Annotated in this window: 20 protein-coding genes and 1 pseudogene; 16 read left to right on the top strand and 5 right to left on the bottom strand. The window is 61.4% G+C overall.

Annotation, left to right across the window (positions count from 1 at the left end; translation table 11 throughout):
- The first annotated feature begins 16 nt into the window (after positions 1-16).
- From odhB to lpdA, 3 genes are read left to right on the top strand one after another with little or no spacing between them, the layout of a single operon-like run.
- A complete protein-coding gene (odhB, locus tag ACQY1P_RS20765; RefSeq protein ID WP_092659326.1) occupies positions 17-1,267 on the top strand; it encodes a 2-oxoglutarate dehydrogenase complex dihydrolipoyllysine-residue succinyltransferase in 1,251 nt (416 codons plus the stop codon).
- Positions 1,268-1,282: 15 nt separating this feature from the next.
- Positions 1,283-1,696 (top strand): MAPEG family protein, encoded by a 414-nt coding sequence (locus tag ACQY1P_RS20760; RefSeq protein ID WP_062581695.1) that lies wholly within the window; start codon positions 1,283-1,285, stop codon positions 1,694-1,696.
- Between the two features lie 31 nt (positions 1,697-1,727).
- On the top strand, positions 1,728-3,134 hold the full coding sequence (lpdA, locus tag ACQY1P_RS20755; protein WP_430255269.1) for a dihydrolipoyl dehydrogenase: 1,407 nt from the start codon (positions 1,728-1,730) through the stop codon (positions 3,132-3,134).
- Positions 3,135-3,225: 91 nt separating this feature from the next.
- Here lpdA and ACQY1P_RS20750 read toward each other — a convergent pair whose 3' ends face one another.
- Together ACQY1P_RS20750 and ACQY1P_RS20745 are read right to left on the bottom strand one after the other, a co-directional pair.
- Entirely contained in the window at positions 3,226-4,296 is a 1,071-nt protein-coding gene (locus ACQY1P_RS20750; RefSeq protein WP_430255267.1) for a TraB/GumN family protein, read from the bottom strand.
- A gap of 78 nt (positions 4,297-4,374) precedes the next feature.
- Complete coding sequence (locus tag ACQY1P_RS20745; protein WP_325265516.1) at positions 4,375-5,310, bottom strand: tyrosine recombinase XerC; 936 nt, start codon at positions 5,308-5,310, stop codon at positions 4,375-4,377.
- A gap of 138 nt (positions 5,311-5,448) precedes the next feature.
- On the opposite strand from ACQY1P_RS20745, the gene ACQY1P_RS20740 reads away from it, so the two are divergent.
- Positions 5,449-6,393, top strand: a complete 945-nt coding sequence (locus ACQY1P_RS20740; protein ID WP_430255265.1) for a GNAT family N-acetyltransferase — start codon at positions 5,449-5,451, stop codon at positions 6,391-6,393.
- Here the strand turns inward: ACQY1P_RS20740 and ACQY1P_RS20735 are convergent.
- Positions 6,349-7,353, bottom strand: coding sequence for a hypothetical protein (locus tag ACQY1P_RS20735; protein WP_430255263.1), 1,005 nt, complete (start codon positions 7,351-7,353; stop codon positions 6,349-6,351). The two genes, ACQY1P_RS20740 and ACQY1P_RS20735, sit on opposite strands and share 45 nt — an antisense overlap.
- A gap of 148 nt (positions 7,354-7,501) precedes the next feature.
- On the opposite strand from ACQY1P_RS20735, the pseudogene ACQY1P_RS20730 reads away from it, so the two are divergent.
- From ACQY1P_RS20730 to ACQY1P_RS20700, 7 genes and pseudogenes are all read left to right on the top strand, one after another.
- Positions 7,502-9,720, top strand: a pseudogene (locus ACQY1P_RS20730) (primosomal protein N').
- A 66-nt stretch (positions 9,721-9,786) separates the two neighbouring features.
- Entirely contained in the window at positions 9,787-10,170 is a 384-nt protein-coding gene (locus ACQY1P_RS20725) for a hypothetical protein (RefSeq protein ID WP_062462528.1), read from the top strand.
- 261 nt (positions 10,171-10,431) lie between these two features.
- The gene (locus tag ACQY1P_RS20720) at positions 10,432-10,998 is read left to right on the top strand and encodes a F0F1 ATP synthase subunit delta (protein WP_062581709.1); all 567 of its coding nucleotides are present in this window, start codon (positions 10,432-10,434) and stop codon (positions 10,996-10,998) included.
- Positions 10,998-12,527 (top strand): F0F1 ATP synthase subunit alpha, encoded by a 1,530-nt coding sequence (atpA, locus tag ACQY1P_RS20715; RefSeq protein ID WP_174197129.1) that lies wholly within the window; start codon positions 10,998-11,000, stop codon positions 12,525-12,527. The genes ACQY1P_RS20720 and atpA overlap by 1 nt, the downstream gene beginning before the upstream one ends.
- 29 nt (positions 12,528-12,556) lie before the next feature.
- The gene (locus ACQY1P_RS20710; protein WP_062581712.1) at positions 12,557-13,444 is read left to right on the top strand and encodes a F0F1 ATP synthase subunit gamma; all 888 of its coding nucleotides are present in this window, start codon (positions 12,557-12,559) and stop codon (positions 13,442-13,444) included.
- 23 nt (positions 13,445-13,467) lie between these two features.
- Positions 13,468-14,898, top strand: coding sequence for a F0F1 ATP synthase subunit beta (gene atpD, locus ACQY1P_RS20705; RefSeq protein WP_062581713.1), 1,431 nt, complete (start codon positions 13,468-13,470; stop codon positions 14,896-14,898).
- Positions 14,899-14,972: 74 nt separating this feature from the next.
- Positions 14,973-15,380, top strand: a complete 408-nt coding sequence (locus ACQY1P_RS20700) for a F0F1 ATP synthase subunit epsilon (protein ID WP_062462547.1) — start codon at positions 14,973-14,975, stop codon at positions 15,378-15,380.
- Positions 15,381-15,453: 73 nt separating this feature from the next.
- On the opposite strand, the gene ACQY1P_RS20695 is transcribed toward ACQY1P_RS20700, so the two are convergent.
- Positions 15,454-16,350, bottom strand: coding sequence for a LysR substrate-binding domain-containing protein (locus ACQY1P_RS20695; protein WP_430255261.1), 897 nt, complete (start codon positions 16,348-16,350; stop codon positions 15,454-15,456).
- Between the two features lie 112 nt (positions 16,351-16,462).
- On the opposite strand from ACQY1P_RS20695, the gene ACQY1P_RS20690 reads away from it, so the two are divergent.
- The 5 genes from ACQY1P_RS20690 (at position 16,463) to fdhD (ending at position 22,401) form a co-directional block, all read left to right on the top strand.
- On the top strand, positions 16,463-17,608 hold the full coding sequence (locus ACQY1P_RS20690) for an iron-containing alcohol dehydrogenase (protein WP_430255259.1): 1,146 nt from the start codon (positions 16,463-16,465) through the stop codon (positions 17,606-17,608).
- A 16-nt stretch (positions 17,609-17,624) separates the two neighbouring features.
- A complete protein-coding gene (locus tag ACQY1P_RS20685) occupies positions 17,625-19,124 on the top strand; it encodes an aldehyde dehydrogenase family protein (RefSeq protein ID WP_430255257.1) in 1,500 nt (499 codons plus the stop codon).
- A 224-nt stretch (positions 19,125-19,348) separates the two neighbouring features.
- Positions 19,349-20,473: a mandelate racemase/muconate lactonizing enzyme family protein gene (locus ACQY1P_RS20680; RefSeq protein ID WP_430255255.1), complete on the top strand. Its 1,125-nt coding sequence runs from the start codon at positions 19,349-19,351 to the stop codon at positions 20,471-20,473.
- 195 nt (positions 20,474-20,668) lie between these two features.
- On the top strand, positions 20,669-21,553 hold the full coding sequence (locus ACQY1P_RS20675; RefSeq protein ID WP_062462554.1) for a LysR family transcriptional regulator: 885 nt from the start codon (positions 20,669-20,671) through the stop codon (positions 21,551-21,553).
- Positions 21,553-22,401 (top strand): formate dehydrogenase accessory sulfurtransferase FdhD, encoded by an 849-nt coding sequence (gene fdhD, locus ACQY1P_RS20670; protein ID WP_430255253.1) that lies wholly within the window; start codon positions 21,553-21,555, stop codon positions 22,399-22,401. Before ACQY1P_RS20675 ends, fdhD begins: the two co-directional genes overlap by 1 nt.
- 29 nt (positions 22,402-22,430) lie before the next feature.
- Here the strand turns inward: fdhD and ACQY1P_RS20665 are convergent, their stop codons facing one another.
- Positions 22,431-24,188: a methyl-accepting chemotaxis protein gene (locus tag ACQY1P_RS20665; protein WP_430255251.1), complete on the bottom strand. Its 1,758-nt coding sequence runs from the start codon at positions 24,186-24,188 to the stop codon at positions 22,431-22,433.
- Between the last annotated feature and the right edge of the window lie 138 nt (positions 24,189-24,326).

Genomic DNA, 24,326 nt, shown 5'->3' with positions numbered 1-24,326 from the left:
ACACGGAAAATAGATCATGGCCACCGAAATCCGCGTCCCTACCCTCGGCGAGTCCGTTAGCGAGGCAACCGTCGGCACCTGGTTCAAGAAGGTTGGCGACACGGTCAAGGCCGATGAGCCGCTGGTCGAACTGGAAACCGACAAGGTTACCGTCGAAGTCCCAGCCCCAGCCTCCGGCGTTCTGACAGAGATCGTCGCCCAGAACGGCGAGACCGTCGGCCTCGACGCACTGCTCGGCCAGATCTCGGCTGGCGGTGCTGCTGCCGGCACTGCCGCTCCTGCTGCACAGCCGGCCGAAGCTGCTCCGGCGAAGGCTGCCGAACCCGCAGCTGCTGCCCCGGCACCTGCTGCAGCGCCTGCCGGCGGATCGTCCATGCCGCCAGCACCGGCTGCCGCCAAGGTTGCTGCCGACAACAACATCTCCACTTCGGATGTCGACGGTTCCGGCAAGCGCGGTCAGGTGCTCAAGGGCGATGTGATCGCTGCCATTTCCAAGGGCCCGGCGGCTCCTGCCGCACCGGCTTCGGTTCCGGCTGCTCCCCGCCCGGTCTCGTCGGCTGACGATGCATCGCGCGAAGAGCGCGTGAAGATGACGCGTCTGCGCCAGACCATCGCCAAGCGCCTCAAGGATGCCCAGAACACCGCCGCCATGCTCACCACCTATAACGAGGTGGACATGAAGGCCGTGATGGATCTTCGCAACCGCTACAAGGACGTGTTCGAGAAGAAGCACGGCGTGAAGCTGGGCTTCATGGGCTTCTTCACCAAGGCGGTCACGCACGCGCTGAAGGAACTGCCGGCCGTCAACGCCGAGATCGACGGCACTGACCTCATCTACAAGAACTACTGCCACGTCGGCATGGCCGTCGGTACCGACAAGGGCCTCGTCGTTCCTGTCATCCGCGATGCCGACCAGCGCTCGATCGCCGGCGTCGAAAAGGAACTCGGTCGTCTCGCCAAGGCTGCCCGCGACGGTACGCTGTCGATGGCAGACATGCAGGGCGGCACGTTCACCATCACCAATGGTGGCGTCTACGGTTCGCTGATGTCGTCGCCGATCCTCAACGCGCCGCAGTCGGGTATCCTCGGCATGCACAAGATCCAGGAGCGTCCGGTCGCGATCGGCGGTCAGGTCGTGATCCGTCCGATGATGTATCTGGCGCTGTCCTACGATCACCGCATCGTTGACGGCAAGGAGGCGGTCACCTTCCTCGTGCGCGTCAAGGAAAGCCTCGAAGATCCGGAACGTCTGGTTCTCGATCTGTAATTTGCGGAGAGCAAAATGGACGCCGCTTCAGCCAATGCGACCTATCTTCTGGTACTTCTGTGCCTGAGCGTCGTCCTGCTTCTCGTGCATATTCTGCTGCAGGGGAATTTCGCCACCAAGGATCGCGGCACGGCATGGAATGCCGGTCCGCGGGACGGCGACAACGAACCCCAGAGCGTGATGGCCGGTCGTGCGGCCCGTGCTTCGCGAAACTACCAGGAAACCTATCCCGCCTTTATCGGCCTTCTGCTGGCGATGATCCTTACCGGGGATTCGTCGGGCTTTGGCCTGTTCGGAGCTGCGGTCTGGCTGGTGGCGCGGATCGTCTACATTCCACTTTATCTCAAGGGCATTCCCTATGTCCGCTCGCTTGTATGGCTGGTCAGCCTCGTCGGCCTCGCGCTGATGATGATCGCACTGTTCGTGTGACCGCCTCCTGCTCAATCAAAAGGATAGTCTGATGGCTTATGATGTTGTCGTAATCGGATCCGGCCCGGGCGGCTATGTCTGCGCAATCAAGGCGGCCCAGCTCGGCCTCAAGGTCGCTGTCGTCGAAAAGCGGTCCACCTATGGCGGTACCTGCCTTAACATCGGCTGCATTCCCTCCAAGGCGCTGCTGCATGCTTCGGAAATGTTTGCGCATGTGGCGCATGGCGTGGAAGAACTCGGCGTCGAGGTTCCGGCACCGACGCTGAACCTTTCGAAGATGATGGCCCACAAGGATGCGACGGTAAAGTCGAACACCGATGGCGTCGCCTTCCTGTTTAAGAAGAACAAGATCGACGGTTTCATCGGCACCGGCAAGATCGTTTCGGCCGGCAAGGTTTCGGTCACCGGTGACGACGGCAAGGTCCAGGAAATCGAGACGAAGAACATCGTCATCGCCACCGGCTCCGACATCGCCGGCATTCCGGGCGTCAATGTCGAGATCGACGAGAAGGTCATCGTCTCCTCGACGGGCGGTCTCACGCTAGACAAGGTCCCGGCCAACATGATCGTCGTCGGCGGCGGTGTGATCGGCATGGAACTCGGTTCGGTCTGGTCGCGTCTCGGCGCCAAGGTCACCGTCATCGAATATCTCGACAAGCTGCTCGGCTCGATGGATGCGGACGTTTCCAAGCAGTTCCAGCGCATGATGGCCAAGCAGGGCATGGACATCCGCACCGAAGCCAAGGTCACAGGCGTCGAGAAGACGGAAGCCGGCGCCAAGGTTACCTATGAGCCGGTCAAGGGTGGCGATGCCGTCAGCCTGGAGGCCGATGTCGTGCTGATCTCCACGGGCCGCAAGCCCTTCACCGCAGGCCTTGGCCTTGAAGAAGCAGGCGTTGCGCTCGACAATCGCGGTCGTGTCGAAATCGACGGCGGCTACAAAACCAATGTTGCAGGCATCTACGCGATCGGCGACGTGGTCAAGGGCCCGATGCTGGCCCACAAGGCCGAAGACGAGGGTGTCGCTCTCGCAGAAATCCTCTCCGGCCAGCACGGACACGTGAACTACGACGTCATCCCGTCTGTCGTTTACACCCAGCCGGAAGTGGCATCGGTCGGCCGTACGGAAGAAGAGCTGAAGGCTGCAGGCATCGCCTACAAGGTCGGCAAGTTCCCGTTCACGGCGAACGGTCGCGCCCGCGCGATGCTCGCCACCGACGGCTTCGTCAAGATCCTCGCCGACAAGGAAACCGATCGCGTTCTCGGCGGCCACATCGTCAGCTTCGGCGCCGGCGACATGATCCACGAGATTGCCGTACTGATGGAATTCAGCGGTTCGTCCGAAGATCTCGGCCGCACCTGCCACGCTCACCCGACCCTGTCGGAAGCCGTGAAGGAAGCCGCACTCGCGACCTTTGCCAAGCCGATCCATATGTGATCGGCGACAATATCGCATCGGAAAACCGGCCCCGTAACAGGGCCGGTTTTTTTGTGTCCGGTTGACGGGTGTACGTCCCTCGCCAGAGGGCTCAGTTCACAGCGGTGACTGTAAAACCCTGCTTGCGCAACAGCTCGACGAGACCGTCAACGCCCGGCAGGTGCAGTGCGCCGACGGCGATGAAGGTGCTGCCTTCGTTGAGGATGGGTGCTGCGCGTTCGGCCATCAGCAGGTTGCGCTTGCGCACCACCAGTTCCTCGAATTCGGCATAGCCGCTATCATCGTCCTCGCCCTCAGGCACGACGGTCTTCAGGAAGGGGATGGTCATGCCCATGTCGCCGGAGAGATAGAGCCCGGTCATCGTCTCGAACACGTCGTCCAGCTTGGGACCGAGTTTGATCGCTTCGATCAGCGATTTCATGTGGATATCGACCGGAATGGCAGCCAACGTCGAAAGCTGCTCGGCAAAGGTTTCGAGCCCCTTCACCGACTTGCCGGCTTTCGCCGCATCCAGCGCCAGCTGCTTGTCGAGGAAAGGGGTGTTCTGGGTCTTGCGGGCCATCTCGCAGGCGGGCATCGAGACGAGGCCCATCAGTAGCCAGGGCTTCATGCGTGAAACGGCGGCCAGCGGTACGCCGCGCTGTTTCAGGGCATCGCTGAGAAGTGCGAGATCGTCCTTCGTCAGCAGGCTCTCGATCGAGCTGCCATCGGTAAACATCGTCAGCTCAGGCTTGGACAGCATGCCCGCCATCGCCTTCTGCTCGTCGAGCACTTCGTCCGATTCGACCACGATGGTCTTTGCTTCCGCGCGCGCGGCATCGGCGCCCTCAGGCATTTTCAGAACGCGTGGATCGGTCACATGCATGGTGCCGAGAAGGTAGGACGGGGGGAGGCCGGCTTTCTCGATTTTCCAGAAGATGCCGCGGCCGTTGGGGATTTTTTCGCCCTCTGCGACAACCTGCCGATAGGCGGCCGGATCGTTGGCCTTCATCTCCGCGATCAGGTCCCGCCCGGTGCAGGCCGCCGTTTCTGCGCGGGCGGCAAGCGATGTGATCACGAGACAGACCGAGGCCAGCAGCAGAACGTGCAGGGCGGCAAGCAACCAAAGCGCCGCCGTCTGGGCGCGTTGAAGGATTGTGACGGCGAAAATGCTGCGGATCATGTCATCAGTCCCAATTGTTGGGATCACCCTAGCGGCACGGCTCGAACAGCTGCTTAACCGATGTGGTTAAGGATGGGTTCATGCCCTTGGGTGGGCGCGGTCGTAGACTTCGAGCAGTCTCGACGTATCGACGCCCGTATAGACCTGCGTGGTGGAAAGGCTGGCATGTCCCAGCAGTTCCTGGATCGTGCGCAGATCGCCGCCTCCGGCGAGAAGATGGGTCGCAAACGAATGGCGCAGCGCATGCGGCGTGGCGCTGTCCGGCAGGTTGAACGCGCTTCTGAGCTTCTGCATCTCGCGCTGGATGATCGCCGGCTGCAGTGTCTTGCCGCGCGCACCGCGGAACATCGGCGCATCGGCGTCCAGATGGTAGGGGCAGAGTTTCCGATAGGTTTCGACAGCTTCGAGGATGACCGGAAGAAGCGGCACAATCCGCATCTTGCCACCTTTGCCGAGAATGCGAAGCGAGGTTGCGCCTGCATCGACATCGGCGGGCGTCAGGCCCAGCGCTTCCGAAATGCGCAGGCCGCAGCCATAAAGCAGCGTCAGGATGGCGGCATCCCGCGCCGCGATCCACGGCTCCTCGTGCAGTTGCGCCTCTGAGGTGACGATGTTGAGCGCCTGGGTGTCGGTCAGCGGCTTCGGCAGTGATTTCGGCTGACGCGGGGCACGGATAGCACCGGCTGCGGCGGCATTCACCAGTCCCTTGCGCTCCAGATACCGCAGGAACGAGCGCAGCCCTGCCAGATGACGGCCGAGCGAACGCGCACCGGAGCCTTCGCGGCGCCGTGCAGCCAGAAAACTTCTCAAGTCTGCCGGACGCAGCGTATGGATATCGGCAATCGTCGGCGGTCCGGCGAGGTGCGTGGTCAGAAAAGTCAGGAATTGCCGCGTGTCGCGCTCATAGGCGTCGAGCGTGTTGGGCGAGAGCCGGCGCTCGCCACTCAGGCTTTCCAGCCATTCGCGGCGCCTCTCGAGGAGATCGGGGGCAGCGATAATGAGCAGTTCGTTCATGAGGGCGACGTTGATTTCCGTGGCATGCCGCCCCAGATTGCTCCCAGCAACGTTACGGAATCCCTAAAGGCGCAGTAACTCTGCCATTGTAATATCATGCGGGCCTGCTTCAGTGGGGACCCGCTTCAAGGAGTTTTAATGGACCGCCGTGATTCCATGACGAGCTTCGGCCAGGTCGCCGAAGCCATCGCACGCGTATCTCAAGGGCGTCCGGGCCACATCGTCGATACGCTCATCGCCGAGCGGGGCAAGCGGATCGTCGGCAGTCCGTTCTGGCCGGTCATGCGTCCGTTTCTCTACACGCTGCTGCGCTACGGCCGGGCGATCGAGTTCGCCGACGACATTGCGCCGAAGTCCGGCTACCAGTGTTTCGAATATCTGAGCGCGCATCTGAAGCTGAAGCTTTCGGTCAAAAACGAGGAGCGGATCCCCGAAAAGGGCGGTTTCATCCTCGTCAGCAACCATCCGACCGGCATTGCCGACGGCGTCGCCGTGTTCGACCTGTTGAAGTCGCGCCGTCCGGACCTGATGGTGTTTGCCAACCGCGATGCGGTGCGGGTCAATCCGCGTTTTGCCGAAATGATCATTCCCGTCGAATGGCGCGACGATCACAAGAGCAAGCTCAAGACCCGCGAGACGCTGGTTCTCACCAACAAGGCGGTCGAGGAGGGCAAGGTGATGATCCTGTTCCCATCCGGGCGCATCGCCTATTGGGAAAATGGTCGGCTGAACGAGCGTCCGTGGAAGACCTCGGCCGTCGGACTTGCTCGCAAATACAATCTGCCGATCCTGCCTGTCCACATGACGGCGCGCAATTCCGGGCTGTTCTACTGGCTTGCCAAATGGTCGACCGAGCTGCGCGACATGACGGTGTTCCATGAACTCCTCAACAAGAAGGGCAACCAGTTCGATTTCACCATCGGACACATGATCCAACCGGACCAGCTGGAGGGTGACGTCGTCGAGGTCACCAAGGCGCTGGAGCGGCATACGGTATTCGCTCTCGCAGCCGACGGCGATGCGCAGTTTGCGCCACAATCAGTAGTCCTCGAGGAAGCGCTCCAGGCCCCGGTTCAGGCGTAGATACTGCTGGCGATCCAGCTCTTTGATCGCCCGCTCTTCGGTCGCAGACACTGCCGATGTCGCAGGCTGTTGCCTCGGCCGCGCGGGCGCCGTCGGCGTCATCTTCTGCGGCTTCGGTTTTTGTCTCAGTTTCTCTTTCTCTTTCTCTTCCGTCAGCGTCGGCATGGAGAGTGCAAACAGCAGCCGGTGCTTGTGGATGCGCGACGCGGAATTCGTCATGCCGAGGCTCGATATCGTGACACCTGAGGTCACCGGGTTGAGCTCGATCTTCGGATCGATATTTCCCTTCAGCGTGGTCGAGAATTCCAGCGTATCGGCCATGGTGATCACGTCGGTGCCGCTCGGGGCTTTGAGATTGCCTTTCTCGTTGAGCCACACGAATGTTTCGAGCGTTTCCTTCAAGCCGATCCGTCCGACGATCGGGTAGATGAGGTTGCCGCCTCTCGCTTTCGGGGCACAGTATAGGTCGTTGACCTCAGTCGCCAGCTTCGCGAATTCATCCGTAACGCGAAAGCTGCGGTTGTTCTGGCGGGACAGATCGACGCTGCTGCCCAGTCCGAGACTGCGGGTGCCGTTCGAGAACGGGTTGAGCAGGCCCAACGAAAACCCGTGGCTGTCCATTTCCGTCATGTTGAGCTGAAAGTCGTACGCGATGAACGACTTGGCATAGCGGTCAAAATAGAGACTGATGTCCGGGCTGTAGCGGCGTGTGAAAGCATCGGCATAGGTTACCGTCCCGGCTAGAAGCTCTGCGGAGAGCTGCTTCTCCGCCGGGGATCCGTATTCGCGCAGTAGCCCCGTGGCGATCTCGCGGATGGCATCGCGCGCCTCGCAGCGCACCTTGGCGACAATCTGGTAGGTCGTATCCGGCTTGGAGAAATTCTCTGGCAGAGGATGAATATTGCAGCTGGCCAGCAGAATAGCAGGCACGACAAGCGTCGTCATCGACTTGCAGAACATCCGTAGCCCCCACTCCGGTTAGGACTCTACCTATAGTTAATATTTATTTACGATACAACCTAAATTTCACGCCGCGATGTGTGTCGTCAACGGCGGGGAGCGCCAAACAGCGGTTCCCTTTCGTTCCGGTTTTGGGCATGGTCCCGCCATGGACACAGATTCGTCCGACCTGTTCGGTTCGCTCCTCGATAAGCCCGTCGCGGCCGTCGTGCCGGTCCTGGTGCCTTTGCCGGTGCCGGGTCCGTATAGCTATGCCGTGCCCGAGGGACTGACTGTTGTGCCCGGTTCGGTGGTGCAGGTGCCGGTCGGTCCGCGCCAGATGATCGGCGTCGTTTGGGATGGCGCAGACGACAGCACGCTCGACCCGAAGAAGCTGCGGCCGATCACGCTCGCTTTCGATTGCCCGCCGCTTTCCAAGGAGATGCGCGATTTCGTCGACTGGGTCTCGGCCTACACGCTGTCGCCGCCGGGTTTCGTGGCCCGCATGGCGATCCGGGCTCCGGCTGCGCTCGATCCGGAACCGATGGTGGAGGGGCTGCGCTTTATCGGCGGCGAGCCGGCGCGACTGACACCGGCTAGAACCCGGGTGCTCGACCTTGCGAAGGAGCAGGAAGCGCCCTGGACCCGCAGCGGCCTTGCGCATGCGGCCGGCGTGTCCCTGAGCGTCGTCGACGGATTGATCAAGCAGGGTGTGTTCGACACGATTTTCCTGCCGCCGCCGCCGGTCGTGGCACGGCCAGACCCGGATTACACGGCACCCCGGATCGAGGGACCTCAGAAAGGCGCGGCCGAAGAGATCGTCGCTTCTGTCCGCGCTGGCGGATTTGCCGCCTCGCTGATCGATGGCGTCACCGGGTCAGGCAAGACGGAAGTGTATTTTGAGGCGATCGCCCAGGCGCTCCGACAAGACAAGCAGGTTCTGATCCTGTTGCCGGAAATCGCACTCACGTCGAGTTTTCTCGATCGGTTCGAGCAGCGGTTCGGGGCAAAGCCTGCCGAATGGCATTCGGATCTTTCCCCCGTATCCGCGAAAAGGTCTGGCGCGGCGTCGTGACGGGCGAGGTGAGGGTGGTTGCCGGGGCCCGTTCGGCTCTGTTCCTGCCGTTCGAGGATCTGGGGCTGATCGTCATCGACGAAGAACACGACCCTGCCTACAAGCAGGAGGACCGCGTCTTCTACAATGCCCGCGACATGGCGGTGGTGCGGGCCCGCATCGGCGATTTCCCGATCGTGCTGGTGTCGGCAACGCCTTCCGTGGAAAGCCAGGTCAACGGGCTCTCCGGGCGCTATACCACCGTCCACCTGCCGACCCGCTTTGGTGATGCAGCACTGCCGGACCTGCATCTCGTCGACATGCGCCGCCATCCGCCGGAACGCGGTGGGTTCCTCTCGCCCATTCTCCTGCGCGGCATGAAGAAGGCGCTGGAGCGTGGCGAGCAGTCGCTGCTGTTCCTCAACCGTCGCGGCTATGCGCCGCTGACGCTCTGCCGCGTCTGTGGCCATCGCTTCCAGTGCCCGCAATGTTCGAGCTGGCTGGTGGAGCATCGCTTCAGAAACCAGATCCAGTGCCATCAGTGCGGCTATCACGAACATACGCCGGAAGCCTGCCCGGAATGCGGGACGTTCGACCACCTCGTCGCCTGCGGGCCGGGCGTGGAGCGGATCGCGGAAGAGGTGGAGAAGCATTTCCCGGAAGCGCGCACCATCGTCATGTCGTCGGACCTGCTCGGCGGCGTGAAGCGGTTGCGGATGGAGCTCGACGCGATCGCCAAGGGCGATGTGGATATCGTGATCGGCACGCAGCTGGTGGCGAAGGGCCACAACTTTCCGCTGATGACGCTGGTCGGCATCGTAGATGCGGATCTCGGCCTGTCGAACGGCGACCCGCGGGCGGCCGAGAGGACGTTCCAGTTGCTCAGCCAGGTAACGGGCCGCGCCGGGCGAACAGGGTTGAAGAGCCATGGCCTGATCCAGACGTTCCAGCCGCAGCATCCCGTCATGCAGGCAATCGTCTCAGGCGATGCGGGCGCGTTCTACGAGCGTGAGATCGCAGAGCGCGAAAAGGCGATCCTGCCGCCGTTCGGGCGGCTTGCGTCGCTGATCGTCTCGGCCGATACGCGCGCCGATGCGGAAACCCATGCACGGGGATTGCGCGCGGCCGCACCAAGGGTGACCGGGATTTCCGTGCTTGGTCCAGCTGAAGCGCCGCTCGCGCTGGTACGCGGCCGCCATCGATTCCGGCTTTTGGTGCACGGACGGCGCAATTCCGACATGCAGGCTTTCCTGAAGGCGATGATGTCTGCCGGCCCGAAGGTCCGTGGTACGGTGCAGATCCAGCTCGATATCGATCCTCAGAGTTTTCTCTGATCCTATCTTTGCGAGTTGTTTACCGCTTTCGATAAAATCGCCGCACAAGAACGATTCGAGGATTCCATGGAACTGTATTTCCCCACCGAGACCGGCGAGCAGCTGGCGTTTGTCTGCGCTGCCGCGACGGCTCTCATCGGGCTCCTCATCCTCCTGTTTCCCGGCCCCTGCCTGCGGCTTTCGGCGTTCCGTGTCGGCGATGTCCGGCCGGAGGGTTACGGATCGGTGCGGGCCGCCGGCGCTCAGTATGTCGGCCTCGGCGTCGTGCCGATCATCTTTGCCCAGGACTGGTTCTATATGGTGCTCGGCATCGTGCTTGGTCTGGGGGCATTCGGAAGGCTGGTCTCGTTTGCTTTCGATCGTGGCGCAACTGTGAAAAACACGCTGATTTTCCTACTACAAGTTGTCCTTTCAGCCGGCCCGCTCGCCTATGTCTTCGGCTATCTCTGAGCTATCCAATCAAGAGCGTTCATCTCAGACGCGGTCAATTCCAGCGGAGTCCGACATAAAAACGACTCAAGCTCTAGTCCCAGGAGCGTTTTCCCGCCTCTCCCGTGTTGCGAGTCCCTACATCCTATGCTAGACGGACCGCGAAAGTCGGAAAGGGTGGGGTGGAGGCCCCGCTGGTTCTGATTAAAAATCAAATATTTTCAAGGTCTTGCTGATCCTCTAAAAAAGGTCGCAGCGCTTGGATGGCAATTCAGGGAAACTGTGCCCGTGGCTGACACGTCCCCGCTTATTTCCGGTGTCGCAGAGCGTTACGCTTCTTCGCTTTTTGAGCTCGCGCTCGAAACCGGTTCCATCGATAAAGTCAGCGCCGATCTCGATCGGTTTCAGGCGTTGCTGGATGAGAGCGAAGACCTTCGGCGTCTGGTTGCAAGCCCGGTGTTTTCCGCCCATGATCAGCAGAACGCGGTGACAGCCGTTGCCGAGAAGGCTGGCATCACCGGTGCCGTTCTCAACTTCATCAAGGTCGTTGCCGGCAACCGCCGTCTGTTTGCTCTGCCGGGCATGATCCGTAGCTTCCGTCAAATCGCTGCCGAGCATCGTGGCGAGGTTACCGCAGAGGTAACGTCTGCCCACGCGCTCACCCCAGCGCAGGAAACTGAACTTAAGTCGGCGCTGAAGGGCGTCACCGGCAAGGATGTGACAATCGCCGTTACGATCGATCCGTCGATCCTCGGTGGCCTGATCGTCAAGGTCGGGTCGCGTCAGATCGATACGTCCCTTCGCACCAAACTTTCCACCCTTAAGCTTGCATTGAAAGAGGTCGGCTGATGGATATCCGTGCAGCGGAAATTTCCGCAATTCTCAAGGACCAGATCAAGAACTTCGGCCAGGAAGCCGAAGTTTCTGAAGTCGGCCAGGTTCTGTCCGTCGGTGACGGTATCGCTCGCGTTTACGGCCTCGACAATGTCCAGGCTGGTGAAATGGTCGAGTTCCCGGGCGGTGTCCGCGGTATGGCGCTGAACCTCGAATCCGACAATGTCGGCGTGGTTATCTTCGGCTCCGACCGTAACATCAAGGAAGGCGACACCGTCAAGCGGACCGGCGCCATCGTTGACGTTCCTGTCGGTCCGGAACTGCTCGGCCGCGTCGTTGACGCGCTCGGCAACCCGATCGACGGCAAGGGCCCGATCAACGCGACCCGCCGTTCGCGCGTCGACGTGAAGGCTCCTGGTATCATTCCGCGCAAGTCGGTTCATGAGCCGATGTCGACCGGCCTCAAGGCCATCGATGCTCTGATCCCGGTTGGCCGCGGCCAGCGCGAGCTCGTCATCGGCGACCGTCAGACCGGCAAGACCGCGATCATTCTCGACGCGTTCCTGAACCAGAAGGCCATTCACGAGAACGGCCCGGAAAACGACAAGCTGTTCTGCGTGTACGTGGCTATCGGCCAGAAGCGCTCGACGGTTGCCCAGTTCGTCAAGGTTCTCGAAGAACGCGGCGCACTGCCTTACTCGATCATCGTCGCTGCGACTGCATCCGACGCTGCACCGATGCAGTATCTTGCTCCGTTCGCCGGTTGCGCGATGGGCGAGTACTTCCGCGACAACGGTCAGCACGCGCTGATCGCTTATGACGACCTTTCCAAGCAGGCCGTTGCATATCGTCAGATGTCCCTGCTGCTGCGTCGTCCTCCGGGCCGCGAAGCTTACCCGGGCGACGTCTTCTATCTGCACTCGCGTCTTCTCGAGCGCGCTGCCAAGCTCTCCGACGAGCGTGGCGCCGGTTCGCTGACGGCTCTGCCTGTCATCGAAACCCAGGGTAACGACGTTTCGGCGTTTATTCCGACCAACGTGATCTCGATCACCGACGGTCAGATCTTCCTTGAAACCGACCTGTTCTACCAGGGTATCCGTCCGGCCGTGAACGTCGGTCTGTCGGTGTCCCGCGTTGGCTCGGCCGCGCAGATCAAGGCGATGAAGCAGGTTGCCGGCTCGATCAAGGGCGAGCTTGCCCAGTATCGTGAAATGGCTGCGTTCGCGCAGTTCGGCTCCGACCTCGACGCCTCGACCCAGCGCCTGCTCAACCGCGGTGCACGCCTGACCGAACTTCTGAAGCAGCCGCAGTTCTCGCCGCTGAAGACCGAAGAACAGGTTGCGGTGATCTTTGCGGGCGTCAACGGCTACCTCGACAAGATCGCGGTTTCCGATGTCGGCAAGTTCGAGCAGGGTCTGCTTTCCTACCTTCGTTCCGAAGGCAAGGCGGTTCTCGAAACGATCCGCAGCGAGAAGCAGGTTTCCGACGACACGAAGGCAAAGCTCAAGGCAGCTCTCGACAGCTACGCCAAGTCTTTCGCCTAAAACGGATCTAGATCGAGGACCGATAACGGATGCCTTCACTTAAGGATCTGAAAAACCGGATCGCCTCCGTCAAGGCGACGCAGAAGATCACCAGGGCGATGAAAATGGTCGCCGCTGCGAAACTGCGCCGTGCACAGGAGGCGGCCGAGGCTGCCCGTCCTTATGCGGAGCGTATGACCAAGGTATTGGCCAGCCTCACGGCTGCCAATGCCGGCAATGCCGAAGCACCGCTTCTCTTGTCCGGGACAGGCAAGGATCAGGTTCATCTCCTGATCGTTGCGACCGGCGAGCGTGGTCTGGCGGGGGGCTTCAACTCCTCGATCGTCCGTCTGGCACGCGAGCATGCACTGAAGCTGATTGCACAGGGCAAGACGGTCAAGATCCTGACCGTCGGCCGCAAGGGCAACGACGTGCTTCGCCGTACGTTCAAGGACAACATCGTCCACTACGTGACCTTCCGCGAAGTCAAGCAGCTTGGTTTCGTCCAGGCCGACGAAGTGGCCCACAAGGTGCTCGAGCTGTTCAACGCCGGTGAATTCGACGTTGCGACGCTTTTCTTTGCGCGCTTCCAGTCGGTTATCGCACAGGTGGCAACTGCCCAGCAGATAATCCCCGCAAAGTTCGACGTCAGGGATGCAGCACAGCCGGATGCCGGTTCTGCCGCACTCTACGAATACGAGCCGAGCGAACAGGAAATCCTGGAAGACCTGCTGCCGAAGAACATCGCAGTGCAGATCTTCCGTGCACTTCTTGAAAACAACGCTTCCTTCTATGGCGCGCAGATGTCTGCAATGGACAACGCGACGCGCAATGCCGGTGACATGATCAACAAGCTGACGCTGTCCTACAATCGTCAGCGCCAGGCACAGATCACCAAGGAACTCATCGAAATCATTTCGGGCGCGGAAGCGCTCTGAGGTAAAGAAAGAGGGTAATAATCATGGCTACCGCAACGGGCACGTCCCTCGGCAAAGTGACCCAGGTTATCGGCGCTGTCGTCGACGTGGCGTTCGACGGCGAACTGCCGGCGATCCTCAACGCGCTTGAAACAGAGAACAACGGCAACCGCCTCGTTCTCGAAGTCGCGCAGCATCTTGGTGAAAACCAGGTTCGCACCATCGCCATGGACTCGACCGAAGGTCTTGTTCGCGGTCAGCGCGTTACCGATACCGGCGCTCCGATCACCGTTCCGGTTGGTCCTGAGACGCTCGGCCGCATCATGAACGTCATCGGCGAGCCGGTCGACGAAGCTGGTCCGCTGATCACATCGGGCAAGCGCTCGATCCACCAGGAAGCACCGTCCTACGTCGAGCAGTCGACTGAAGGCCAGATCCTGGTAACCGGCATCAAGGTCGTCGATCTGCTGGCTCCTTATTCCAAGGGCGGTAAGGTTGGCCTGTTCGGCGGCGCCGGCGTTGGCAAGACCGTTCTGATCATGGAACTGATCAACAACGTCGCTAAGGCGCACGGTGGTTACTCGGTATTTGCTGGCGTGGGTGAACGTACCCGCGAAGGCAACGACCTTTACCACGAAATGATCGAATCCGGCGTGAACAAGCACGGCGGCGGCGAAGGCTCGAAGGCAGCCCTCGTTTACGGCCAGATGAACGAACCTCCGGGTGCGCGCGCTCGCGTCGCTCTGACGGGTCTGACCATCGCTGAAGACTTCCGCGACAAGGGCCAGGACGTTCTGTTCTTCGTGGACAACATCTTCCGCTTTACCCAGGCAGGTTCCGAAGTGTCGGCTCTTCTCGGCCGTATTCCTTCGGCCGTTGGTTATCAGCCGACGCTTGCGACCGACATGGGTCAGATGCAGGAACGCATCACCACCACGACCAAGGGTTCGATCACCTCGGTTCAGGCCATCTACGTTCCCGCCGACGACTTGACCGACCCGGCTCCTGCGACCTCGTTCGCCCACTTGGACGCAACGACGGTTCTGTCGCGCTCGATCGCCGAAAAGGGTATCTACCCGGCTGTGGATCCGCTCGACTCGACCTCGCGCATGCTTGACCCGCTGGTTGTCGGCGAAGAGCATTACGAGATCGCTCGTAAGGTTCAGACGACGCTTCAGCGCTACAAGGCTCTGCAGGACATCATCGCCATCCTCGGCATGGACGAACTGTCCGAAGAGGACAAGATGACCGTTCAGCGCGCCCGCAAGATCGAGCGCTTCCTGTCGCAGCCATTCTTCGTGGCCGAAGTCTTCACCGGTGCACCGGGCAAGCTGGTTGCTCTCGAAGACACGATCAAGGGCTTCAAGGGCCTCGTTGCCGGCGAATACGATCACCTGCCGGAAGCTGCCTTCTACATGGTCGGCTCGATCGAAGAAGCGATTGAAAAGGCCAAGAAGCTTTCCGAAGCTGCTTGATTCTATAAGACGGCGCGCGGGACATGATCCGGCGCGCCATTCCTGCTTGAAACACTCGAGGGAAGTGGACCTTGATGGCCGACGCTTTCAAATTTGAACTGGTATCGCCCGAGCGCCTGCTCGTGTCGGAGAATGTCTCCGAAGTGGTGATTCCGGCAACGCTTGGCGAAATGACGGTGCTTGCCAACCATGCGCCGACGATGACGACGATCAAGCCGGGCGTTGTGTCCGTGAAGCTTGCCTCGGGTCAGGTCACCAAATACGTGGTTTTCGGTGGTTTTGCCGATATCGTTCAGGACAGCTGCACGCTGCTCGCCGAATCCGCTGTGCCGGTGACCGAACTGAACCAGGACACGCTGCAGAAGCGCATCGATGCCACGCAGGCTGCCATCGACAACGCTAACAGCGACGAGCACAAGACGAAGCTCGAACAGTTCCTGTCCGAACTGACACATCTGAACGGCATCGTCGTTCCGGCCTGATTTTTCAGAGTCCGATATAATTTACAAAGGGCGGTCCATCGGGCCGCCTTTTTCGTTTTTGCGCTGTCGGTGCCTATGGGTTTCCGAGCAGGTGCTGGTGGAGACGTGCGGCGCCGGGGGTGAGCGAGCGGTAGCGCGGCATGCCGAGATAGTAGCCGTAGCCCGTATCGAGCTGGGCCGTGCCAAGTTCCACCAGTGTTCCTGATGCCAGCTCCTCGGCAATCAATCCTCTGCTGCCAAGCGTCACGCCCTCGCCGCGGAGCGCGGCATCGATCGCCAGTGAATAGGTCGAGAAGGAAAGCCGCGGCTTGATCGCCGCCTTCGGTGGCTTCGGCAGGCGCGCGAACCATTGCCTGAGCGTGATCCAGTGGGCGTTGGCTCGCTCGTAATCGATCAGGTCGAGCTGGGTCATGGCGTCTGCGGTGAGCGAGGCTGCATCCAGCCCACGTCTTTCCACATAGGCGGGGGAGGCGACGGGGACGAGGCTTTCCCGGATCAGCAATGTCAGGTTCCACCTCGGGTGTTCGCCGGCGGCATAGAGGATGACGAGGTCGTTGGCTTCCGATGCCAGTTCTGAGGGCACGTCGGTCGTCAGCAAACGCACGGAGACAGAGGGGCTTTCATTGTCGAAATCCTTCAGGCGCTTGCCGAGCCACAGATGCGACACCGAGCTGCTGGCGGCGATCGAGATGGTTTCGCGGCCACCGCCCCGGAACGGCTCTAGACTTTCCTCCAGATATTCCAACGTAGCGCGCACCCTCTGGGCAAGCCGGTCTCCCTCTGGCGTCAGCTCTAGATTGCGTCCGCGGCGGGTGAAAAGCTTAGCGCCGAGCTGGTCTTCCAGCCCCTGGATGCGGCGGCTGACGGCAGCCTGGGTGATGTGAAGCTCACGGCCCGCGCGCGAGAAATTCATTAACCGGCACGCGGCATCGAAGACGCGGAAGGCTTCCAGCGGAATTCTGTCCAGCATTTCACGCTCCATGATTTCACATCATCAATAAGCCCGAAAAACCGATGGATTTGAAGAGTTCAAATTGTGATGCACACTGTCGCCACGTGATCTTGTCCGGGGTGTCTCCATCATGCAGTTCTCGACTTCGTCAGTTCCAGACATCCGCTTCGGCACGGGGCTATTCCGCGATCTCGCCTCCGCTGTCAGAGGATTCGAGGACGTGGCGATCGCAACCGTTGTCATGGACGGGTTCCTGGCATCGAGCGGGCTCGCCGCAGCACTTGCGGATGAGTTGGTCACCGCCGGGATCGAGCCGCGACTTTATTGTGATTTCTCGGGCGAGCCCAAACTCACGCATCTTCGCGCTGCAAGCGAACTCGCCCGCGGTTCCGATCTCGTCATCGGCATCGGTGGTGGATCGGCGCTGGATATCGCTAAGATCGCGGCCTGCTGCGCCGCGTCCGGCGAGGACCCGATGCATTATGCGCTGGCGGCTAATCCGCTTCCAAGCAACCCTCTGAAGAAAATCATGGTGCCGACGACGGCGGGAACCGGCTCGGAAACATCAGCGACCAATATCTTTGCCGGGCCGGAAGGCAAGAAGCTGTGGATCTGGGGAGGGGAGACCAAGGCGGATCTCGTCATCCTCGACCCGGAGCTCACCATTTCGCTTCCGCCGCACCTGACGGCGTGGTGCGGCATGGATGCCTTTATTCACGCTTTCGAGGCGGCAACGAACCGCAACACCCATGCCGGCGCGAAACTCTATGCCCATGAGGCCATGCGGCTGGTGGAAGGTTCGCTGGAAACGGCCGTCAAGGCTCCAGGCAATCTCGATGCCCGCGGAAAGGTGCTGCTCGGCTCCTGCTATGCCGGTATCGCGATCGACAACTGCGGCACGGCTGTCGCCCACAATATCAGCCATGCGCTGGCCGGGCTTGCGCCGGTTCATCACGGGCTTGCAACGGCGCTCGGCTTCGAGGCGACGCTCTCGTGGCTGTGCGATGCCGATACACCGGACCTGAACGAGGCGGCCCATGTGCTGGGTCTTGCCGATGCGCAGGCGCTGCCCGGGATCGTTACCGATCTCATGGATCGCTGCGGGGTGGAGCGAGCGCTGCCGAAGGCATTCGTCGCCTTTTCAGCGTCAGACCTCGCCGCCGAAATGCGGGCGGCGGAAAACCAGCCGATGCGGCGCTCGACGGTCCGCGAAATTTCCGACGCCGATATCCATGCCTTCGCGAACACGATCATGACGCTGCCGAAGACGCTTTAGGAATAGGGACACTCCGATGACCACGACCTATACCCGCGACTACTGGGAAAGCGCGCTTTCCACGCTCAAGCTTGAAGGCCGCCTCTTCATCGGGGGCGACTATCGCCCGGCACTATCAGGCGAGACGTTTACCCGTCCGCGCCCGATGGACGGCAAGCCGGGGACGCCGCTCGCGCGCGGCGTCGGCGCCGATATCGATACGGCGGTCGGTTCGGCCCGCGCCGCCTTCGAAAGCGGCGTCTGGCGAAAACAGGAGCCGCTCGAGAAAAAGAAGGTCATGCTCCGATGGGCCGAACTCATCCGCGCCCATGCGGAAGAGCTTGCGGTGCTCGAAACGCTCGATGTCGGCAAGCCGGTTCTGGCTTCGCTCAATGTCGATGTCCGCCTCTGCGCCGATGGCATCCAGTATTACGGCGAAATGATCGACAAGCAATATGACGAGATAGCACCGACCGGCCCGAACGCCCGGGCCCTGGTGCGAAAAGTGCCGCTCGGCGTGATCGGGGTCATCACGCCCTGGAACTACCCGATGATCATCGATGCCTGGAAACTCGGCCCGGCGATCGCGGCCGGCAATAGCGTCGTCCTCAAACCGGCCGAACAGTCGTCTCTCTCGGCGCTCCGGCTTGCGGCACTGGCGGTGGAAGCAGGTCTTCCGGCTGGCGTGTTCAATGTCGTCACCGGTTATGGCGAAGAGGCCGGCAAGCCGCTGGCGCTGCATATGGATGTGGACATGATTGCCTTTACCGGTTCGACCGAAGTCGGCAAGCTGATCATGGGCTATGCAGCCCAGTCCAACGTGAAGCGCGTGGCGCTTGAGCTTGGCGGCAAGTCGCCCATCGTCGTGTTCGAGGATGCAGACCTTGATGCCGCCGCCTCGGCCGCCGCCTGGGGCTGCTTCTACAATGCCGGGGAAACCTGCCATGCCTCGACCCGGCTTCTGGTGCAGCGCTCGGTTCAGGAGAGGCTGATCGCGAAAATCGAGGCGGTGACGGCGAGCGACATCGCGCTCGCACATCCGTTCGAACCGTCGTCCCAGATCGGCGCGCTGATCGACGAAGCGCATATGGAAAAGGTACTCAGCATGATCGCTGCTGGAGAGACGGAGGGTGCCAAACGCGTCTTCGGCGCCGAGCAGGTGCTTTCCGAGACGGGCGGCTTCTACATCTCGCCCGGCGTCTTCGTCGACATGACCAACGACATGAGCCTGGCACGGCAGGAAATCTTCGGCCCGGTGCTTGCCGTCATCCCGTTCGATACGGAGGAGGAGGCGCTGCGGCTCGCCAACGATACGATCTATGGCCTGGCCGGCGCGGTCTTCACCAAAGACATGGACCGCGCTCACCGCGTTTCGGAAGCGATCCATGCGGGCACCGTGTGGATCAACACCTACGACATGGCGAATTTCTCGACGCCCTTTGGCGGGTTCAAACAATCCGGGTTCGGACGTGACCGGTCGGTGCATGCGATCGACAAATACTGCGACTACAAAACCATCTGGCAGCAGTTTGGGTAGGTCGATCCTCGGGTCAAGCCCGAGGATGACGGCGGAGGGGTGTTCATTTTGACGAAGAACCCCCTCTGGCCTGCCGGCCATCTCCCCCACAAGGGGGAGAAGACTCGTGGCGAGCGCTCGTCCGGAATTGATCCTCGGGGGTGCCGCGGGTTTAAAGCCCTCCCCCTTGTGGCGAGGGTGGGGAGGGGTCTTCGTCAGTCCGGCACCATAAGCGGAGGAAAGCCATGAGCCGTATCGTATCGATCGAGATCACCCACCACCGGCTGCCGCTCGATCCGCCGTTCAAGGCGAGCTGGGATGGCAGGCCGCGCCGGCATTTCGATGCCACCATCGTGCGCGTCAGGGACGACGAGGGCCGGGAGGGGATCGGTTCGGGCGACCTGATGAAGGGTTTCGAGGGGCACGAGGACCTGTTTGTCGGCCAGGATCCACGCCATCTGGAACGGCATTACGAGGTGCTCTCCCATATCAACTTCCATTACGGCCGCTGCTGGCCGATGGATCTGGCGCTGTGGGATCTGTCGGGCAAAATCACCGGCGAGCCCGTCTGGCGCATGCTCGGAGGGCGGTCGGACAAGGTGCGCCTCTACGCATCCTCGGGCGTGCTGCGCGATCCACAGGCGATGGCGGATCAGGCGGAGCGTTACGTCGAGGAGGGGTTTCCGGCCATGAAGGTGCGCTTCTCGTCCTCTGCCGGCGGACGGTCGAGCTGGCGGGATGACATCAAGGCGCTGGGAGCGATCCGTGCCCGCGTCGGCGATCGCCTGGAACTGATGGTCGACTGCAATCAGGGCTGGCGCATGCCCTGGGATACGACACTGCCATGGACGTTCAAGGATGCACTTGCGGTTGCGAAGGAACTGGAAAGGCTCGACATCTACTGGATGGAAGAACCGCTGTTCCGGTCCGACCGCAAGGGCATGCGAGCGTTGAAGGAGGCGACGTCGGTGAGGATCGCGGGCGGCGAGATGACCCGCGAGCTCTCGGAATTCCGCGATATCATCGAGGAGCGTGCGCTTGACGTGATCCAGCCGGATGTTGCGCTGGTGGGCGGCATTACCGGTTGCCGGCGGCTCGTCTATCAGGCGCGGGAGGCGGGGGTGACGTTTACGCCGCACAGCTGGACCAACGGAATCGGCGTGCTCGCCAACGCGCATCTGACTGCCGGCGTGGGGGATGCGCCTTTCCTCGAATACCCTTACGACAATCCGGAATGGAGCGGGGCGCGGCGGGATTATCCGATGGCTTCGCCGCTGAAGCACAGTCACGGCTGGCTGGAACTCGGCGATGCACCGGGTCTCGGCATCGTGCTGGACGAGGATCGTCTCGCGTCAACCCGGATCGCCTGATCCCAGGCCGTCTGCACCCTGAGTTCGCAGAGCCTGCGGTCTACCAGTGTCGACCAACGAAGAGGTGATTGACGACGCCGAAATCTCCTGCGCATTCGATTTCTTTTGCCGCTATAAGTTGCCGGCAGAGTGATTTGATAGGATGTGGCGCCGGAAGTTCCGGCAGTTCAGAGCCATATCGTGTGGGAGCGGGCTTTGATCGACAAGCTGGAATTCTTCATTGCGCTGGCACGGGAAGGCCATTTCGGTCGCGCGGCCGAGGAATGCGGCATTGCCCAACCTTCCCTGTCGGCGGCGATCCGGCACCTCGAAGACAGTCTCGGCGTCCAGCTCGTGGTGCGCGGGTCGCGCTATCAGGGCCTTACGCCCGAGGGACAGCGCGTGCTGGAATGGGCAAAACGCATCGTGGGCGACGCACGCACGATGCGCGAGGAAATGCGCGCTGCCCGCAAGGGCCTTGCGGGCCACATCCGTCTTGCCGTCATCCCGACGGCGCTTGCCATGGTGCCCAGCCTGACTGGACCCTTCCAGACCCGGTATCCGGATGTAACGTTTTCGGTCGTGTCCCGCACATCGCTGCAGATCCTGACACAGCTCGACAACTTCGAGATCGATGCGGGCATTACCTATCTCGACAACGAGCCGCTCGGTCGTGTCGTCAGCATTCCGCTCTATTCGGAAAGCTACAATCTCGTCACGGCCGACGGCACGCCTCTTTCCGACCGTAAACAGGTGACCTGGACCGAAATGGCCGGGTTGCAGCTCTGCCTTTTGACGCCGGATATGCAGAACCGCCGGATTATAAGCCAGCACCTCGCGGAAGCCGGCGTGACGGCGAGGCCGATGCTTGAATCCAATTCGATGGTCACGCTGCTGGCGCATGTCGGTACCGGTCGCTGGGCCAGCATCATGCCGCAGAACGTGGCCGAGTCCTTCGGCTTCTCGCAGAATATCCGCACCATTCCGATCGTGGAGCCGCATGTCAGCCATACGGTTGGTCTTGTCGCTCCGCATCGCGAACCCAATACGCCACTGGTTTCAGCGCTGCTCCACGAGGCGCGCCTGCTCGGAAAGTCCTGATGTCCACGTTGAATGATGAACACAAGGGCGGCATCGCGCCGACCGTTTCGCTGGCTGAAACGTCCTATCGCGATGGGCTCGTCAAGGAAACAAGCCGGTTCGTACCCGAGGAGGTGCCGATCGCCTTTTCCTACGGTGGCTCAACCCAGGCGGTGATGATGGGCACGCCTGCCGATCTCGAGGACTTCGCGGCCGGTTTCACGCTGACGGAAGGCATCATTGCCTCCATCGCCGAGATTCAAGGGATCGAGGTGCTCCAGGAGGGCGACGGTCTCGATGTTCAGGTCACGCTTGCCGAAGACAAGGAAGATGCTCTGCGCGCCAGACGACGCCATATGGCAGGACCCGTCGGCTGCGGCCTTTGCGGCATCGAATCGATCGAGCAGGCGATGCGTCCGGTGCCTGATGTCTCCGGTGTCGACATGCTTCTGTCAGCCGCCGACATTGCGCGTGCCAGCAACGCACTCAACTCCGCCCAGCCGTTGCATGCCCAGACTCGCGCGGTTCACGGAGCCGGTTTCTACGTCCTCGGCGAGGGACTGGTTGCGGTGCGCGAGGATGTCGGTCGGCACAATGCGCTCGACAAGCTTGCGGGCGCCGTGATGCGCGCAGGCCGTACGGGCGCCGAAGGCGTCGTCGTCGTTACCAGCCGCATCTCGGTAGAAATGGTGCAGAAGGCCGCCATTCTCGGTGCCCCAGTCTTGATCGCCATATCGGCGCCGACCGCACTGGCCATCCGCACGGCGGACGCCGCAGGCATGACCCTTGTCGCACTCTCACGCGGCGAGGATTTCGAGATCTTCACGCATCCGCACCGGATCCGTTTCGAGCCAGCCGAGGTTGCCTGAACGCCGCCCCGGCTGCTCTTGAGTGTGTCTCAGAAATCTTCCCAGCCACCGGCGGTTTTCAGATTGCCTTGCACCATGCGCAGCGCCGCCACGTTGGCTGCTGCCGGCATATAGTTCGACTCCGGCCTGCGGACCTGGGAGGTGACTGAGCCGATATCGAATTGGCTGAGCAGAGCCTTCAGGCTATCGGCCTCGTTGGCCAGTGAATAGCTGGCGGCGGTGGTTTCTTCCACCATCGCGGCGTTCTTCTGGGTCGCCTGGTCCATGTGATTGACCGCGCTGCTGATCTCTCGCAGGCTGGTTGCCTGTTCGCGGGATGCCTCGACGATCGCGCCGACATTTTCATGGATGCTTGCCACCTGCACGAGGATTTCCTGCAGTGATCGGCCGGTACGCCCGACCAGTTCGACACCGCTGGAGACCTGATGTGCCGAGGTGTTGATGAGAGTCTTGATTTCCTTGGCGGCCTTGGCCGAACGCTGAGCGAGTTCGCGCACTTCCTGAGCAACCACTGCAAATCCCTTGCCCGCTTCACCCGCGCGCGCCGCCTCGACACCGGCGTTCAGGGCTAGGAGGTTGGTCTGGAAGGCGATGTCGTCGATCACACCGATAATGTTGTTGATCTCGTTCGACGATGCGGCGATCTCGTCCATCGCCGAAATGGCACTGCGCACGACAAGGCCGGATTGCTCGGCATTTTCCTTGGTGGCCCTGACCTGCTTGCCGGCCTCGTCGGCGCGGCTGCTGGAATCGGTGACGGTGCGCGTCACTTCCTCAAGGGCTGCTGCGGCCTGCTCAAGTGCGGCTGCCGCCTGCTCGGTGCGCTTTGCGAGCTCTCCAGATGCGTCACGGACTTCGGTTGAAGCCGCGGCAATACCGGCTGCATTCTGCGCCACGGTACGCATGGCATCGGTCAGCTTGGCGGCGACCTCGTTGAAGTCGCTTCGGGTGGTTTCCATGCTCGGCACGAAGGGCGTATCGAGCGACTGGTCAAGCTTGCCGTCCGCGAGATTGCGCAGGCCTTTGCTCAGCATGCCGATTGCATTCATGCGCGGCGTCACGTCGGTTGCAAACTTGACGACCTTCGTGACCTTGCCGTTGAGATCGCGGATCGGGTTATAGGCGGCCTGGATCCAGATCTCGCGGCCACCCCTTCCGTAGCGGACAAACTCGTCGGCAATGAACTCGCCTTCCGACAGCTTCTTCCAGAATTCCGCATAGGCAGGTGACGCCGCATAGCCAGGCTCGCAGAACATCCGGTGGTGGCGTCCCTTGATCTCGGCCAGATCGTAGCCGACAGCGTTGCAGAGGTTTTCGTTGGCGTCGAGGATTTCGCCCTGTGGTGTGAATTCGATGACGGCCTGCGACCGGCTGATTGCCGAAAGCTTGCTCGCGTCGTCGGCTGCCTTCAGCTTCGTGGCCGTGATGTCGGTCGCGAACTTGATGACCTTGTATGGTTTGCCGTTGCGCATGACCGGGTTGTAGGAGGCCTGGATCCAGATTTCCCCGCCTGATTTGGTGATACGCTTGTACTCCCGCGCCTCGAACTTGCCGGCAGCGAGGTCTTTCCAGAAAGAGCGGTATTCGTCGGACGCAACGAAAGCGGGCTCGCAGAACATGCGGTGATGCTTGCCTTTTATTTCTGCGAGCGTGTACCCCAGCGCCTGGCAGAAATTCTCGTTGGCATCCAGGATGGTGCCGGTCAGATCAAATTCAATAACGGCCTGCGAACGCGATATGGCGTCGAAGATCCGCGCCACATCCCCGGCTTTACCCAATCCCAGCATGATGATCCCCTTGCCGCGCCGCGTCGGACACTTGGCTGCGTACTTTTGACGCCTTTTCCCAACAGCGGGATGGTCGTCGCCCCGGGATAATATTAGAAAGCATAAATATTAAAAAGTGATGGATGAAAACGGATTGTG

This window comes from Neorhizobium sp. DAR64872/K0K18, assembly GCF_050500175.1.
In the GTDB taxonomy this organism is placed as follows: Bacteria; Pseudomonadota; Alphaproteobacteria; order Rhizobiales; family Rhizobiaceae; genus Neorhizobium; species Neorhizobium soli.
This window is presented reverse-complemented; position numbering and strand designations above follow the sequence as displayed.